We start from the raw sequence: 15,590 nt of genomic DNA, 5'->3' as shown, positions 1-15,590 counted from the left end.
GAGGAATCACATGCTCAACATACTTAAAAAATGGAGAGGATCTCCTGATCTATCCAACGAACAAATCATAAATCAAGAGGAACTATTAAAGGGGGAAATACCCAAGCATATCGCGATCATTATGGATGGAAATGGAAGATGGGCGAAAAAACGTGCACTTCCAAGAATTGCCGGCCATCATGAGGGTATGAAGGTTGTAAGAAGAGTTACAAAGCAGGCTAATGCTCTGGGGGTTCATGTTCTTACATTATATGCATTTTCAACTGAAAACTGGAAACGGCCGAAGGTTGAAGTAGATTATTTAATGAAGTTACCGGAAGAATTTCTGACTACTTTTTTACCTGAATTAATTGAAGAAAATGTTCAGGTTCGTGTAATGGGAGATAAGAATAAACTTCCAATACACACATTAAAAGCTGTGGATAAAGCAATTGAAGAGACGAAAGATAATGACGGGCTTATTTTGAATTTTGCATTAAACTATGGAAGTCGTACGGAGATCATTGCTGCAGTACAGGATATTGTAAAACAGGTAGAATCAGGAAAATTAAAAAAAGAAGAAATTGATGAAAGTATCTTTTCGAATTATTTAATGACACAAACACTACCTGACCCTGATTTGTTAATTAGAACAAGCGGGGAAATAAGATTAAGTAATTTTATGCTATGGCAACTTGCTTATACAGAATTTTGGTTTACTGATGTACTTTGGCCTGATTTTAATGAGCAATGTTTATTACAAGCCATTCACACATATCAACATAGAGGCCGCAGATTTGGTGGCGTATAAAGGTGATGAAGTAAAAAAATGAAACAACGAATTTTAACAGCTGTTATAGCTGCTGCTTTATTTCTTCCATTTGTTATTTACGGGAAACTGCCGTTTACGATATTTGTTTATTTACTCGCGTCAATCGGATTATATGAATTATTACGAATGAAAAAAATATCGCTGGCTAGTTTTCCCGGGTTCATTAGTTTATTAATATTATGGGTTCTATTAATACCAAATTCTTATATATCATTAATAAATGATTTAATTTTCTCGAAAGCTGAATTTGCATTGCTCGGACTTCTGTTGCTTTTGACATATACAGTTCTGGCAAAAAATAAATTCACCTTTGATGATGTAGGTTTTGTCGTAATCGCTGTATTTTATTTAGGTATTGGATTTTACTTTTTTATTGAGACAAGAAATATTGATTTAAATCATGTATTTTATGCATTACTTTTAATATGGGTGACAGATTCAGGTGCATATTTTGTTGGACGATCATTGGGGAAAAATAAACTTTGGCCTGAAATAAGTCCAAATAAAACAATAGAGGGTGCACTAGGTGGCGTGGTATTTGCGGCTATTTTTGCATGTATCTATCAGTATTTTACAAATGTGTTTGATAATTATGTAATTGTTATAATTATGACCGTTTTCCTCTCAATTTTTGGACAAATAGGAGATCTTGTTGAATCTGCATTTAAGCGACACTATCAGGTAAAGGATTCAGGAACTATCCTCCCTGGACACGGAGGAATTCTTGATCGTTTTGACAGTTTATTATTTGTTTTACCTTTAATGCATTTTTTAAGTATCTTATTTAGTTTATAAGTCCAAGCAAACGTATTTCATTTTTGATTGGAAGTGACTTCGTGAAAAAAATTAGTCTTTTGGGTGCTACAGGATCTATAGGTATACAAACATTGGATGTAATCAATGCACACCCAGATCAATTTAAATTGGTTTCCATGTCTTTTGGAAGCAATATCTCATCAGGAATTAAGATTATTCGTCAATTTCAGCCGAGTTTTGTAGCTGTTAAGGATAAAGAAACATATGAAAAATTAAAATTAGAAATACCGAATGAAGAGGTAAAGATCGGTTATGGGCAGAACGCTCTTATCGAAGCAGCTATTTTTGATGGAGTAGATTGTTTGGTTAATGCTGTTGTCGGTAGTGTTGGCCTGGTCCCTACATTAAAGGCAATTGAACACAAAATTACGATTGCCATAGCAAACAAGGAAACTCTCGTAACAGCAGGTCATCTTGTAACAGAACATGCTAGAAAATATGGTGTTGATCTTTTACCAGTAGATAGCGAGCATTCAGCGATTTTTCAATGCCTACAAGGTGAAAACCCCAAAAATATCGAAAGACTGATTGTTACTGCTTCAGGAGGAAGTTTTCGTGATAAAACAAGAGAAGAACTAACCGATGTAACAGTAGAGCAAGCACTAAATCATCCTAACTGGTCAATGGGTGCGAAGATTACAATTGATTCTGCAACAATGATGAATAAGGGTTTAGAGGTTATAGAAGCTCATTGGCTTTTTGACATCCCTTATGAAAAAATAGATGTCTTATTACATAAAGAAAGTATCATTCATTCCTTAGTCGAATTTCAAGATCATAGCATTATTGCACAATTAGGAACACCTGATATGAGAGTTCCAATTCAATATGCTTTAACTTTCCCTAATCGATTACAAGTGAAAAATTCGAAGAGACTGGAATTATGGGAAGTTGGGAAATTACACTTTGAAAAAGCAGATTTTGATAGGTATAAATGCTTACAATTTGCCTATGATTCGGGTAAAATAGGTGGAACAATGCCAACGGTTCTAAATGCAGCAAATGAAGAAGCTGTAGCTGCATTTTTAAATGGGAAAATTAAGTTTCTTCAAATTGAGGAATTTATCGAAAGAGCAATGGTTAAGCATGAGAGCATCGCACATCCTGGGCTGGAGGAAATTCAGGAAGTTGATCAACAAACTCGAAATTTTGTACAAACATTAATCTCATAAAGGTGGTCATACAAAAATGAATACAGTGATAGCGTTTGTTCTTATTTTCGGTGCTCTGGTTTTCTTTCATGAGCTCGGCCATTTAATACTTGCAAATCGAGCGGGCATCCTTTGTCGGGAATTCGCAATAGGCTTTGGTCCTAAAATATTATCCTTTAAGAAGAATGAAACAGTTTATACCATTCGTCTACTGCCAATTGGCGGTTTTGTTCGAATGGCTGGAGAAGATCCCGAGGTAATTGAAGTAAAGCCTGGTCATAATGTGGGCTTACTTTTTAATAAAGAAGAAAAAGTAGAAAAAATCATATTAAATAACAAAGAAAAATATCCAAATGCAAGAATCATTGAAGTTGAAAATGTAGACTTGGAACATGGCATGTTCATTTCGGGTTACGAGCACGGGGAAGATGATTTTTTAAAAAGGTTTGAAGTAAGTGAAACTTCTTATTTCATTGTGGATGGACAACAAACACAGATTGCTCCTTTTAACCGACAGTTCCAATCCAAGACGGTTGGTCAAAGGATTGCAGCAATTTTTGCTGGTCCCTTTATGAATTTCCTCCTGGCATTCGTTATTTTGTTTTCTCTCGGATTTATCCAAGGGGCGCCGGTTAATGAAGCTAGATTAGGTGAGTTAACGTCTGATGGTTCCGCGAATAAAGCTGGCCTACAAGAAGGGGATGTCATTCATTCAATTGAAGGAGAAGCAACTTCTACTTGGGAAAGTGTCGTGTCAATTATTCAGGAAAGTCCTGACAAGGAATTAACCTTTGAAGTTGAACGTGATGGTGAAATGTTAAGCTATGAGGTTATCCCCGAAGCAACAAAAGTAGGAGAGAGTGTGATTGGGCGCATTGGTGCGTATAATCCTGTTGACAAATCCTTTGGAAGCTCCCTCAAATATGGATTTGTTGAAACATTTACTTGGACAAAAGAAATATTAATTAGTTTTGGGAAGCTTGTAACAGGTCAATTTTCAATTGATATGCTGTCAGGACCTGTCGGTATTTATGACATGACAGATCAAGTTGCTGAGTCAGGTACTACGAACCTCTTAAGATGGGCTGCTCTGTTGAGTATAAATTTAGGTATTGTTAATTTATTACCTATTCCGGCCTTAGATGGTGGACGTTTATTATTTTTATTTATTGAAGCATTAAGAGGAAAGCCTATCGATCGACAAAAAGAAGGTATCGTTCATTTTATTGGTTTCTCGTTATTAATGTTGTTAATGTTAGTTGTGACGTGGAATGATATCCAACGTTTATTTCTATAAACAAAAGTTAATTTAAAATAGAGGTGCTCGTAATGAAACAAAGTATGACATTTATTCCTACTCTTAGAGAAGTTCCGGCTGATGCTGAAGTGAAAAGCCATCAGCTTATGCTGCGAGCTGGCTTTATTAGACAAAACACGAGTGGTGTATATAGCTACTTACCTTTAGCGCACAAGGTTCTGAAAAAATCGAACAAATTGTACGTGAAGAAATGGACAATGCAGGGGCTTCTGAATTATTGATGCCCGCTCTACAACAAAGTGAATTATGGCAAGAATCTGGGCGTTGGTATTCCTACGGACCAGAATTAATGAGATTAAAAGATCGCCATAATAGAGAATTTGCACTTGGTGCAACTCATGAAGAAATGATTACAAGTCTTGTGAGAGACGAAGTAAAATCATATAAACGTCTTCCTTTAGCTTTATATCAAATTCAAACAAAATTTCGTGATGAAAAGCGGCCGCGTTTCGGAGTATTACGAGGACGTGAATTTATTATGAAAGATGCATATACGTTCCATGCAACAAATGAGAGTTTGGATGAAGGTTATCAAAAGATGTTTACTGCCTATCAGAATATCTTCTCACGTTGTGGATTAGATTTTAGAGCAGTTATTGCTGACTCAGGTGCAATGGGTGGAACGGATACACATGAATTTATGGTTTTATCTGATATTGGGGAAGACACAATTGCCTATTCTGATACATCTCAATATGCTGCAAACATTGAGATGGCACCTGTTATTACAACATATGAGAAAAGCAGTGAAGCATTTATAGATCTAAAGAAAATTGAAACGCCAAACCAAAAAACGATTGAAGAGGTTTCTGGTTTTCTAGAAGTTTCAAAAGAAAAATGCATTAAATCAGTTTTATTCAAAGTTGATGAAAAATTTGTCCTTGTGCTTGTACGTGGTGATCATGAAGTAAATGATATTAAGGTGAAAAATGTATATGGAGCTTCTGTTGTTGAATTGGCAACTGCTGAAGAAACAAAAGAAATGTTACATTGTACTCCTGGTTATGTCGGTCCGATTAATGTATCAGATCAAGTGGAAGTAATTGCAGATCATGCAGTTGCTAGTATTGTAAATGGTGTATGCGGAGCAAATGAAGAACCATTCCATTATACAGGTGTAAATATTGAACGTGATGCAAAAGTGTCCCAATTTGTTGACCTTCGTTTTATCCAGGAAGGAGATGCTTCTCCTGACGGTGAAGGAACGATCAAATTTGCAAAGGGCATTGAAGTTGGTCACGTATTTAAATTAGGAACACGATATAGTCATGCTATGAATGCGACATTTTTAGATGAAAATGGGCGTTCTCAACCCATGATTATGGGCTGTTATGGTATTGGAGTATCACGAACGTTAGCCGCAATTATTGAACAAAACAATGATGAAAATGGGATTCTTTGGCCGAATTCAGTAACTCCATTCCAAATACACATCATCCCAGTAAACGTAAAGAATGATACACAAAGGGATCTTGGGGAAAAATTATACTCAAATTTCTCCCGGAACGGATATGAGGTGCTTCTAGACGATCGTCAAGAACGTGCAGGAGTAAAATTTGCAGATTCAGATCTTATCGGAATACCAGTGCGTATCACAGTGGGGAAAAAAGCTGATGAAGGTATTGTTGAAGTTAAACTTCGGAAAACTGGTGAATCATTTGAAGTATCAATAAATGATCTTCAAGATAAAATAACCGAACTACTTGGAAACTAAAAAAGCTTACTCCTAAGTTAAAACCATGTTAAAATAATAAAATGACAAGAAGAGGCTGACTCGATTTAACAGGACTATTTCCTTTTAGGAATTGTCTGAAATGAGGCAGCCTCTTCAATTGTGAAAGAACAATCTCTATGCTTATTTGAGAGGGGGAACAAAAATGGATATGCAAGCAAACCAAGTTGATCGATTTCAACTTTTGCTTCAGCAAATAAATCTTACAGAGGATGCTGCAGTTGTCCATTTTAGAAATGGTTCAATTGCTCGTTTAACTGTTCATAAACAATTAAAGAAATGGCATTTCCATTTCCAGTTTGAAAAGATATTGCCCTTCAATGTGTACCATTTATTCCATACAAAATTATCAAAATCCTTTTCACATATAGCAGATGTTTCATTTAGCTTTGAAGCAAGAGACACCGCTTTTGATGAAAAGTTAGTTCAAGATTATTGGTCAATTTGTATTCAGGAAATGGATGGAATTTCACCGCCAATGTTAGCACTGCTTAATGAACAAAAGCCCACTCTTCAAGGAGTAAAAGTCATTGTGAAAACGAAAACCGATACAGAAGCAATGACAATAAAGCGTAAATATGCCTCATTAATTCAGGAAAGCTTTCAACAGTTCGGTTTCCCGGCATTTCAATTAGATACGACAGTGGCCGTAACTGAAGAGGAAATTAAGCAATTTCAGGAACAAAAGCTCCAAGAGGATAAGGCAAGAGGGCTTCAAGCTTTAACTGATATGGAAAACGCTGAGAAGGAAGAGTCAAGTCAGCAGGAGTTAACAGGCCCACTGACGATTGGATATACAATTAAAGACGATGAAGAGATAAGAACAATGGCATCGATTGAGGATGAAGAGCGGAGAATTGCGATTCAAGGTTATGTATTTGATGCTGAGACAAAAGAGCTTCGAAGCGGAAGAACATTATTAACGTTCAAAATCACCGACTACACAAGCTCTATATTAGTCAAAATGTTTGCAAGAGATAAAGAAGATGCCGTTTTGGTACAAGCAGTTAAAAAAGGCATGTGGCTGAAAGTACGTGGAAGTATTCAAAATGATACATTTGTCCGTGACCTAGTGATGATCGCAAATGATATTAATGAGATTTCTCCCCAAGAAAGACAAGACCGTACTCCTGAAGGTGAAAAAAGAGTCGAGTTGCATTTGCATTCCCCTATGAGTCAGATGGATGCTGTCACATCTGTTAGCAAATATGTTGAACAAGCTAAAAAATGGGGGCATACTGCAATTGCATTAACAGACCATGCTGTTGCACAATCATTCCCGGAAGCTTATTCAGCAGGAAAAAAGAATGGTATAAAAATTTTATACGGTGTCGAAATCAATTTAGTTGATGACGGTGTTCCTATTGCATATAACGATGATAACCGCTACTTGCCAGATGAAACATTTGTCGTATTCGATGTTGAAACAACTGGGCTTTCTGCTGTATATGATACGATAATTGAGCTTGCTGCAGTTAAAGTACGTGATGGAGAAATTGTTGATCGATTTGAATCATTCGCTAATCCACATCATCCTCTTTCGGCCACAACGATAGAATTAACCGGTATTACAGACGATATGGTAAGAGATGCTCCTAATGTTGATATTGTTTTACGGAAGTTTAAGGAATGGATTGGTCAGGACATTTTAGTTGCTCATAATGCCAGCTTTGATATGGGGTTTCTAAATGTAGGATACAAAAAGCTTCTTGGTGAAGAAAAAGCTAAAAATCCTGTAATAGATACTTTAGAGCTTGGTCGCTTTTTATATCCGGAGCTGAAAAATCATCGTCTTAACACGCTTTGTAAGAGATTTGATATCGAGCTAACTCAACATCACCGTGCCATTTATGATGCCGAAGCAACTGGCTACTTACTAATAAAAATGTTGAAGGATGCTGCTGAAAAGGGAATTGAGTTCCATAATCAATTTAATGATAATATGGGTAAAGGAAATGCGTACCAACGTTCTCGTCCTTATCACGCGACAGTATTAGCTCAAAATGAAACAGGGTTAAAAAATCTATTTAAATTAGTATCAATTTCTCACCTTAATTATTTCTACCGAGTACCTCGTATACCTCGTTCTCAATTAAATAAGTATCGCGAAGGTCTAATTATTGGATCGGCATGTGATAAGGGAGAGGTTTTTGAAGGGATGATGCAAAAGTCTCCCGAGGAAGTTGAAGAAATAGCGGCATATTACGATTATTTGGAAGTACACCCTTTGGATGTGTATAAGCATCTTATTGCGCTTGATTACATTAAAGACGAGGCATCTCTGCAAGAGATTGTTACAAACATCGTAAAACTTGGTGAAAAACTAGAAAAACCGGTTGTTGCAACGGGAAATGTACATTATCTAAATCCAGTTGATAAAGTCTACCGAAAAATATTGGTGAGTTCTCAAGGTGGAGCCAATCCATTAAACCGCCATGAGCTGCCCGATGTTCACTTCCGCACAACAGATGAAATGCTTGAATGCTTTTCTTTTCTAGGTAGTGAAAAAGCGAAACAAATTGTCATAGAAAACACAAATAAAATTGCTGATATGATTGAAGAAGTAAAACCAATAAAGGATGACCTGTATACACCGAAAATTGAGGGTGCTGATGAAGAAATCCGTGAAATGAGTTACTCAATGGCAAGAAGTATATATGGTGAAAACCTTCCAGAATTGGTAGAAGCCCGTTTAGAGAAAGAATTAAAAAGTATTATCGGACACGGTTTCGCGGTTATTTATTTAATTTCTCATAAGTTGGTAAAAAAATCTCTTGATGATGGATATTTAGTAGGTTCCCGTGGTTCTGTCGGTTCGTCCTTTGTGGCAACAATGACAGAGATTACTGAGGTTAACCCATTGCCACCTCATTATGTTTGCCCAGATTGTCAGCATTCTGAATTTTTTAATGATGGATCAGTTGGTTCCGGATTCGATTTACCCAACAAAGAATGTCCGAAATGCGGGGCTCAATATACAAAAGATGGACATGATATACCGTTCGAAACTTTCCTTGGATTTAAAGGAGACAAAGTTCCCGATATTGATTTGAACTTCTCAGGTGAATATCAGCCAACAGCTCATAACTATACAAAAGTTCTCTTTGGTGAGGATAATGTCTTCCGTGCAGGTACGATAGGGACAGTTGCAGAGAAAACGGCTTATGGTTATGTTAAAGGGTATGCGAATGACCGTAATCTTATCTATCGTGGTGCTGAGGTTGATCGCCTAGTTCAAGGCTGTACCGGTGTAAAAAGAACAACAGGCCAACACCCCGGCGGAATTATTGTAGTACCTGACTATATGGATATATTTGATTTTTCACCAATTCAGTATCCCGCTGACGCAACAGGATCAGAATGGAGAACAACTCATTTTGACTTCCATTCCATCCATGATAATTTGTTGAAGCTTGATATTTTAGGACATGATGATCCTACCGTTATTCGTATGCTTCAAGATTTAAGTGGTATTGATCCTAAGACCATTCCAACTGATGACCCTGAAGTAATGAAAATCTTTAGTGGTACGGAATCTCTTGGTGTAACTGAGGAACAAATTATGTGTAAGACCGGAACTCTTGGAATACCAGAATTCGGAACTAGATTCGTCCGCCAAATGTTAGAAGATACAAAGCCGACAACATTTTCTGAATTAGTACAAATATCAGGTCTATCACATGGCACAGATGTATGGCTTGGAAATGCGCAAGAACTTATCCATAACAAGACTTGTACACTAAGCGAAGTAATTGGTTGTCGTGATGACATTATGGTGTATTTAATTTATCAAGGTCTTGAACCATCATTTGCTTTTAAAATTATGGAATCAGTTCGTAAAGGTAAAGGGCTAACAGAAGAAATGGAAGAGGAAATGAAAAAAATGAAGTCCCTTCGTGGTATATTAACTCTTGCTTAAAGATCAAATATATGTTCCCTAAAGCCCATGCTGCGGCTTATGTATTAATGGCTGTTCGAATAGCTTATTTTAAGGTTCATTTACCACTTTTATATTATGCAGCTTACTTTACAGTCCGTGCTGATGACTTTGATATCGATACAATGGTAAAAGGTCCAACACCAATCCGTGCAAAAATTGAAGAAATTAATCTTAAAGGATTAGAAGCTTCACCAAAAGAGAAAAATCTTCTAACGGTGCTTGAGTTAGCGTTGGAAATGTGTGAGAGAGGGTTCTCATTTCAAAAGGTTGATCTTTATCGTTCTAGTGCAGATGAGTTTATTATTGATGGTAACAGTTTAATACCACCATTTAATTCAATTCCTGGGCTAGGAACAAATGCTGCAATAAACATTGTAAAAGCTAGAGAAAACGGTGAATTCCTCTCTAAAGAGGATTTACAGCAACGAGGAAAAGTGTCAAAAACGATCATTGAGTATCTTAATAACCATGGTTGCCTTGATGAATTACCAGATCAAAATCAATTATCGCTATTCTAAAATGGCTTTTAGATTATTCATACGTCGCTTTCGATTTCTAATTGTTATTAGGATTATAAGTATTTTACTAAGTGTTATTGTCTAGCTACAGCGACTGGTTAGCGACTAGTGAACTTCACCCTCCTCCTTACGAAAGATTAAGTCAACATCGAATCGCTTCCGCTCTTCGTGTTTCCTATATCTCATACGGAGGCCTCCAGTTCATACGTCGCTAACCGGTCGCTTTCACTTTTCTAAATAATTTGCATAAAAAAGATGGTTATGTTATGCTTTTAATGGAAATGCTAGCGATAAGCAGAGGAAAAGAGTGGGGTAATCACCCACTCTTTCGTATTGTAATAGCCCTCGTCATTCGGATAGTATACTACATACCATTCCCTGCTCACAAGGCAGGGTTTTTCAGCAGCTAAAGGTGTTAACTGCTATTGTTCAAATGTAAAGTAGCGCACATGAAATCCCGCCTCGTAGTTAAAAATGATGATATTTTAAACGTGGCAAAGCGCTTTTCTTACAAGGAGGAAGAGAATGAGCAAAAAAGTAACAGAAATCGTTGAACAATTAGTCTCACCTATTCTAGAGGACATGAACCTTGAATTAGTTGATATTGAATTTGTAAAAGAAGGTTCTAATTGGTTTCTTCGATTATTCATTGATTCTGAAACAGGTATTGATATTGAAGAATGTGGAATTGTAAGCGAGCGATTAAGTGAAAAGCTTGATGAATTAGATCCGATTCAGCATAACTACTTTTTAGAGGTTTCTTCACCGGGTGCGGAGAGACCATTAAAAAAAGAGCCTGATATTAAAAAAGCAATCGGAAAACAAGTCCACATCAAAACATATGAGCCTATCAATGGAGAAAAGGTTTTTGAAGGTGTCTTAACTGATTTCGATGGTCAAACGCTTACAGTCACTGTAACGATTAAAACTAGAAAGAAACAAGTTGAAATCCCTTATAATAAAGTGGCTAAAGCTCGTCTTGCTGTCACCTTTTGACTATAGACAAGGAATGACCTTGGCTATTTATAACCTTACAAAAGTCTCTTCTAAATTTCATGAAAGATGAGACAAAAGTAGTTTAACATGAAGCTTATTTTTAAGGGGGAAGCCGTTAAAATGAGTAGTGAATTATTAGATGCCTTAACAATTTTAGAAAAGGAAAAAGGCATTAGCAAAGAGATTATTATTGAGGCAATTGAAGCGGCACTAATTTCTGCATATAAGCGTAATTTCAATCAAGCTCAAAATGTCCGTGTTGATTTAAACCGTGAGACAGGAACTATGAAGGTGTTTGCCAGAAAAGATGTTGTTGATGAGGTTTATGATCCTCGTTTAGAAATTTCACTTGGTGAAGCACAAAGTATTAACCCAAACTATGTGGTGAATGATGTTATTGAAATGGAGGTAACTCCAAAAGATTTTGGCCGCATAGCAGCTCAGACAGCTAAACAGGTCGTAACTCAACGTGTAAGGGAAGCTGAACGCGGAGTTATTTATGGTGAGTTTATTGATCGTGAAGAAGATATCATGACAGGTATTGTTCAACGTATTGATAATAAGTTTATTTATGTGAGTTTAGGGAAAATAGAGGCACTCTTACCTGTGAGTGAACAAATGCCGAATGAAACATATCGACCACATGACCGGATTAAGGTTTTTATTACAAAAGTTGAAAAAACAACAAAAGGGCCACAGATCTTCGTTTCACGAACACATCCTGGCTTACTTAAAAGGTTGTTCGAAATTGAGGTTCCTGAAATATATGATGGTACAGTTGAGATTAAATCTGTATCTCGTGAAGCAGGTGACCGATCAAAAATTTCTGTTCATTCTGAAAATCCTGAAGTGGATCCCGTCGGCTCCTGTGTCGGCCCAAAAGGCCAACGTGTACAAGCGATTGTAAATGAGCTTAAAGGTGAAAAAATTGATATTGTCAAATGGTCTCAGGATCCTGTAGAGTTCGTTGCCAATGCACTTAGTCCGTCAAAAGTAGTCGAAGTGCTAGTTGATGAAGGAGAGAAAGCAACAACAGTCATTGTACCTGACTATCAACTATCATTAGCAATTGGAAAGCGGGGACAAAATGCTCGCTTAGCTGCAAAATTGACTGGATGGAAAATCGACATTAAGAGTGAATCTGATGCAGAAAAAGCAGGGATTTATCCTGTTCAAGCGAAAGAATCAATCTTGGATGTTGATGATGATGAACCGCTTTTGACAAGTGTTCAAGAACCTGAGCTTAGTGAATAAGAGGTGAAATCACATGAACAATCGCAAAATTCCTTTGCGTAAATGTGTAGCAACAGGAGAAATGAGAAGTAAAAAAGAGTTGGTCCGCGTTGTCCGGTCAAAGGAAGGCGATGTATCTGTCGACTTAACCGGTAAAAAAACGGACGGGGTGCATACATTACTCTTGACAAAGAGAGCATCCTGCTTGCGAAAAAGAAAAATATTCTTGCCAATCATCTTAAAGCTAATGTAGATGAATCAATTTATGAAGAGTTGATCCGACTGGCTGAGAAGGAGAAGCATTAAATAAATGAAACAGCAGCAACAATGGACGTCCTTATTGGGCTTAGCAAATCGAGCACGAAAAGTTATTTCGGGAGAGGAACTTGTTGTTAAAGAAATTAGACAACAAAAAGCTAAGCTTGTTCTTCTTTCACAAGATGCATCCGCTAATACAATGAAAAAGGTAACAGATAAATGTAAGTTTTATCAGGTCCCCTTTAAAATGGTTGAAGATCGCTACCTGTTAGGGCAAGCAATCGGGAAAGAAGCGAGAGTCGTTGTAGCGATAAATGATGCAGGCTTTGCTGCAAAGTTAAAAACCTTGCTCGATTAATATTCTTGGGGGTGAACGTATGTCAAAAATGAGAGTATATGAATACGCGAAACAAACGAATGTATCTAGCAAAGACATTATTACTACGTTGAAAGGAATGAACGTAGAAGTAAATAATCATATGTCAACAATTGAAAATGACGTTATTACTAAGCTTGATCAAAAATATAAAACAACGAACAATGAAAGCACAAAAAATGAATCAACAAAGAAACCGGGGAAACAAGTGGATAATACAAATAAAACAAACAATACAAATAGTGCACAAAAGCCTTCAAATAACAACAAAAAACAAACTCAAAATAATCAAAACAAAAAATCAAATCAGCCTGGAAACAAGCCTTCTAATCAAAAAGGGAAAAAGAATAACAAAAAAAGTAAAGGTAATCAAAGTTTTCAGCAGCAACCGAAACCAAAGAAAGAACTGCCGGAGAAAATTACGTTTTCAGGCAGCTTATCAGTTGGTGAGCTAGCGGGTGAACTTGGAAAAGAGCCTTCAGAGATTATTAAAAAGCTTCTTTTATTAGGCACAATGGCTACAATTAACCAGGAACTTGATAAAGATTCAATTGAATTAATTGCCGGTGAATACGGTGTCGAAGTTGAAGAAGAAATTGTGTTTGAAAAAACAGAATTTGAAAAATATGAAGAAGAAGATCGTGTGGAGGATCTTAAAATTCGTCCAGCAGTTGTAACAATTATGGGGCACGTTGACCATGGTAAAACAACTCTTCTTGATTCTATAAGAAATACAAAAGTAACAGAAGGTGAAGCCGGTGGTATTACACAACATATTGGTGCATACCAAATTGTTGCAAATGATCAAAAAATCACCTTTTTAGATACACCGGGTCACGCAGCTTTCACTACTATGCGTGCTCGTGGGGCTCAAGTAACAGATATTACGATTTTAGTTGTAGCAGCTGATGATGGTGTTATGCCTCAAACAATTGAAGCAATAAACCATGCAAAAGCAGCGGAAGTACCGATCATTGTCGCAGTGAATAAAGTTGATAAACCAACAGCAAATCCTGATCGTGTTATGCAGGAATTAACAGAACATGGACTAGTACCAGAAGCATGGGGTGGAGATACTATCTTTGTACCTGTATCTGCTTTAACTGGTGATGGAATCGACGATCTTCTGGAAATGATCTTATTAGTAACAGAAGTTGAAGAGTTAAAAGCAAACCCTAACCGTCGTGCTACAGGAACAGTTATCGAAGCACAACTTGACAAAGGTAGAGGTTCAGTTGCTACACTTCTTGTTCAAAATGGTACATTAAAAGTTGGTGACCCTATCGTTGTTGGTAACACATTTGGTCGTGTTCGTGCGATGGTGAACGATCTTGGTCGCCGTGTAAAAGAAGCAGCACCTTCTACACCAGTTGAAATCACTGGTTTAAATGATGTTCCATTAGCTGGAGATCAGTTCATGGTGTTTGAAGATGAAAAATCAGCACGTCAAGTAGGAGAGGCGAGAGCTCAGAAGAAACTTGATGAACAACGAAGTGAAGGATCAAAACTAAGTCTTGACGACTTATTTGAGCAAATTAAGCAAGGCGAAATTAAAGATATAAATTTAATTGTTAAAGCTGATGTTCAAGGTTCTGTTGAAGCTTTAGCGGCAGCCTTACAAAAGATTGATGTTGAAGGTGTTAGAGTTAAAATCATTCACACTGGCGTTGGTGCCATCACTGAATCAGATATTATTTTGGCAGCAGCTTCTAATGCAATTGTAATTGGCTTTAATGTACGACCAGATGCAGGTGCTAAGAAAACTGCTGACGTTGAAGAAGTGGATATTCGACTTCACCGTATCATTTACAAAGTAATAGAAGAAATTGAGTCTGCAATGAAAGGGATGCTTGATCCTGAATTTGAAGAAAAAATCATCGGTCAAGTCGAAGTACGTACTACTTTCAAAGTTTCTAAAATTGGGACAATTGCAGGCTGTTATGTAACAGAAGGAAAAATTACCAGAGACAGCGGAATACGCTTAATTCGTGACGGTATCGTTATTTTTGAAGGGGAAATTGATACACTTAAACGCTTCAAGGATGATGTCAAAGAAGTAGCAAGGAACTATGAGTGTGGTATTACAATTAAAAATTACAATGATGTCAAAGAAGGCGACGTTATTGAAGCATATGTTATGGAAGAAATTGAACGTAAATGATTGGATATGTTGATTGTGAATGTTTGATTTATGACTCACAGTCTTTAAAAGATAAAAGAGCCGTTTTACAACGAGTTCTAACAAGAATCAAACAAAAGTACAATGTCTCTATTTCTGAAATAGACTATCATGATACATGGCAACACACGAAGTTTGGAATAGTAGCTGTAAGCACATCTAAAGTGCAAACAGAGAAAGAATTGCATCGTGTGTTACAATTTATTGATTCTTTTCCTGAAATAGAGAGAACAGTTACAATGTTTGAATGGTTTTAAGTTAA

9 protein-coding genes and 3 pseudogenes are annotated in these 15,590 nt (G+C 36.8%); all 12 read left to right on the top strand.

Translation table 11 applies throughout. The features are described from left to right. Positions 1–10: 10 nt before the first annotated feature. The 12 genes and pseudogenes from AC0L8O_RS12535 (at position 11) to AC0L8O_RS12480 (ending at position 15,585) form a co-directional block, all read left to right on the top strand. Positions 11–790, top strand: a complete 780-nt coding sequence (locus tag AC0L8O_RS12535) for an isoprenyl transferase (protein ID WP_473448358.1) — start codon at positions 11–13, stop codon at positions 788–790. Between the two features lie 18 nt (positions 791–808). Then, positions 809–1,606, top strand: a complete 798-nt coding sequence (locus AC0L8O_RS12530; RefSeq protein WP_251682779.1) for a phosphatidate cytidylyltransferase — start codon at positions 809–811, stop codon at positions 1,604–1,606. A gap of 41 nt (positions 1,607–1,647) precedes the next feature. Beyond that, positions 1,648–2,799: a 1-deoxy-D-xylulose-5-phosphate reductoisomerase gene (gene dxr, locus AC0L8O_RS12525; RefSeq protein ID WP_473448355.1), complete on the top strand. Its 1,152-nt coding sequence runs from the start codon at positions 1,648–1,650 to the stop codon at positions 2,797–2,799. Positions 2,800–2,815: 16 nt separating this feature from the next. After that, positions 2,816–4,075: an RIP metalloprotease RseP gene (rseP, locus tag AC0L8O_RS12520; RefSeq protein WP_473448353.1), complete on the top strand. Its 1,260-nt coding sequence runs from the start codon at positions 2,816–2,818 to the stop codon at positions 4,073–4,075. A 32-nt stretch (positions 4,076–4,107) separates the two neighbouring features. Continuing rightward, a pseudogene (locus AC0L8O_RS12515) lies at positions 4,108–5,810 on the top strand (proline--tRNA ligase). A 163-nt stretch (positions 5,811–5,973) separates the two neighbouring features. After that, positions 5,974–10,286: pseudogene (locus tag AC0L8O_RS12510) on the top strand (PolC-type DNA polymerase III). Between the two features lie 525 nt (positions 10,287–10,811). Next, positions 10,812–11,282, top strand: coding sequence for a ribosome maturation factor RimP (rimP, locus tag AC0L8O_RS12505; RefSeq protein WP_473448351.1), 471 nt, complete (start codon positions 10,812–10,814; stop codon positions 11,280–11,282). Between the two features lie 120 nt (positions 11,283–11,402). Continuing rightward, positions 11,403–12,536, top strand: a complete 1,134-nt coding sequence (gene nusA / locus AC0L8O_RS12500) for a transcription termination factor NusA (protein ID WP_078434314.1) — start codon at positions 11,403–11,405, stop codon at positions 12,534–12,536. Positions 12,537–12,549: 13 nt separating this feature from the next. Continuing rightward, a pseudogene (rnpM, locus tag AC0L8O_RS12495) lies at positions 12,550–12,821 on the top strand (RNase P modulator RnpM). Positions 12,822–12,825: 4 nt separating this feature from the next. Further along, a complete protein-coding gene (locus AC0L8O_RS12490; RefSeq protein ID WP_216773193.1) occupies positions 12,826–13,131 on the top strand; it encodes a YlxQ family RNA-binding protein in 306 nt (101 codons plus the stop codon). 19 nt (positions 13,132–13,150) lie between these two features. After that, positions 13,151–15,310, top strand: coding sequence for a translation initiation factor IF-2 (gene infB, locus AC0L8O_RS12485; RefSeq protein ID WP_473448349.1), 2,160 nt, complete (start codon positions 13,151–13,153; stop codon positions 15,308–15,310). After that, on the top strand, positions 15,307–15,585 hold the full coding sequence (locus AC0L8O_RS12480; RefSeq protein ID WP_026559309.1) for a DUF503 domain-containing protein: 279 nt from the start codon (positions 15,307–15,309) through the stop codon (positions 15,583–15,585). The genes infB and AC0L8O_RS12480 overlap by 4 nt, the downstream gene beginning before the upstream one ends. Positions 15,586–15,590 lie beyond the last annotated feature (5 nt).

Source organism: Metabacillus sp. KJ11-3 (assembly GCF_055808295.1).
Note: the sequence above shows the minus strand (reverse complement) of the source record. Positions and strands in the feature narration are given on the sequence as shown.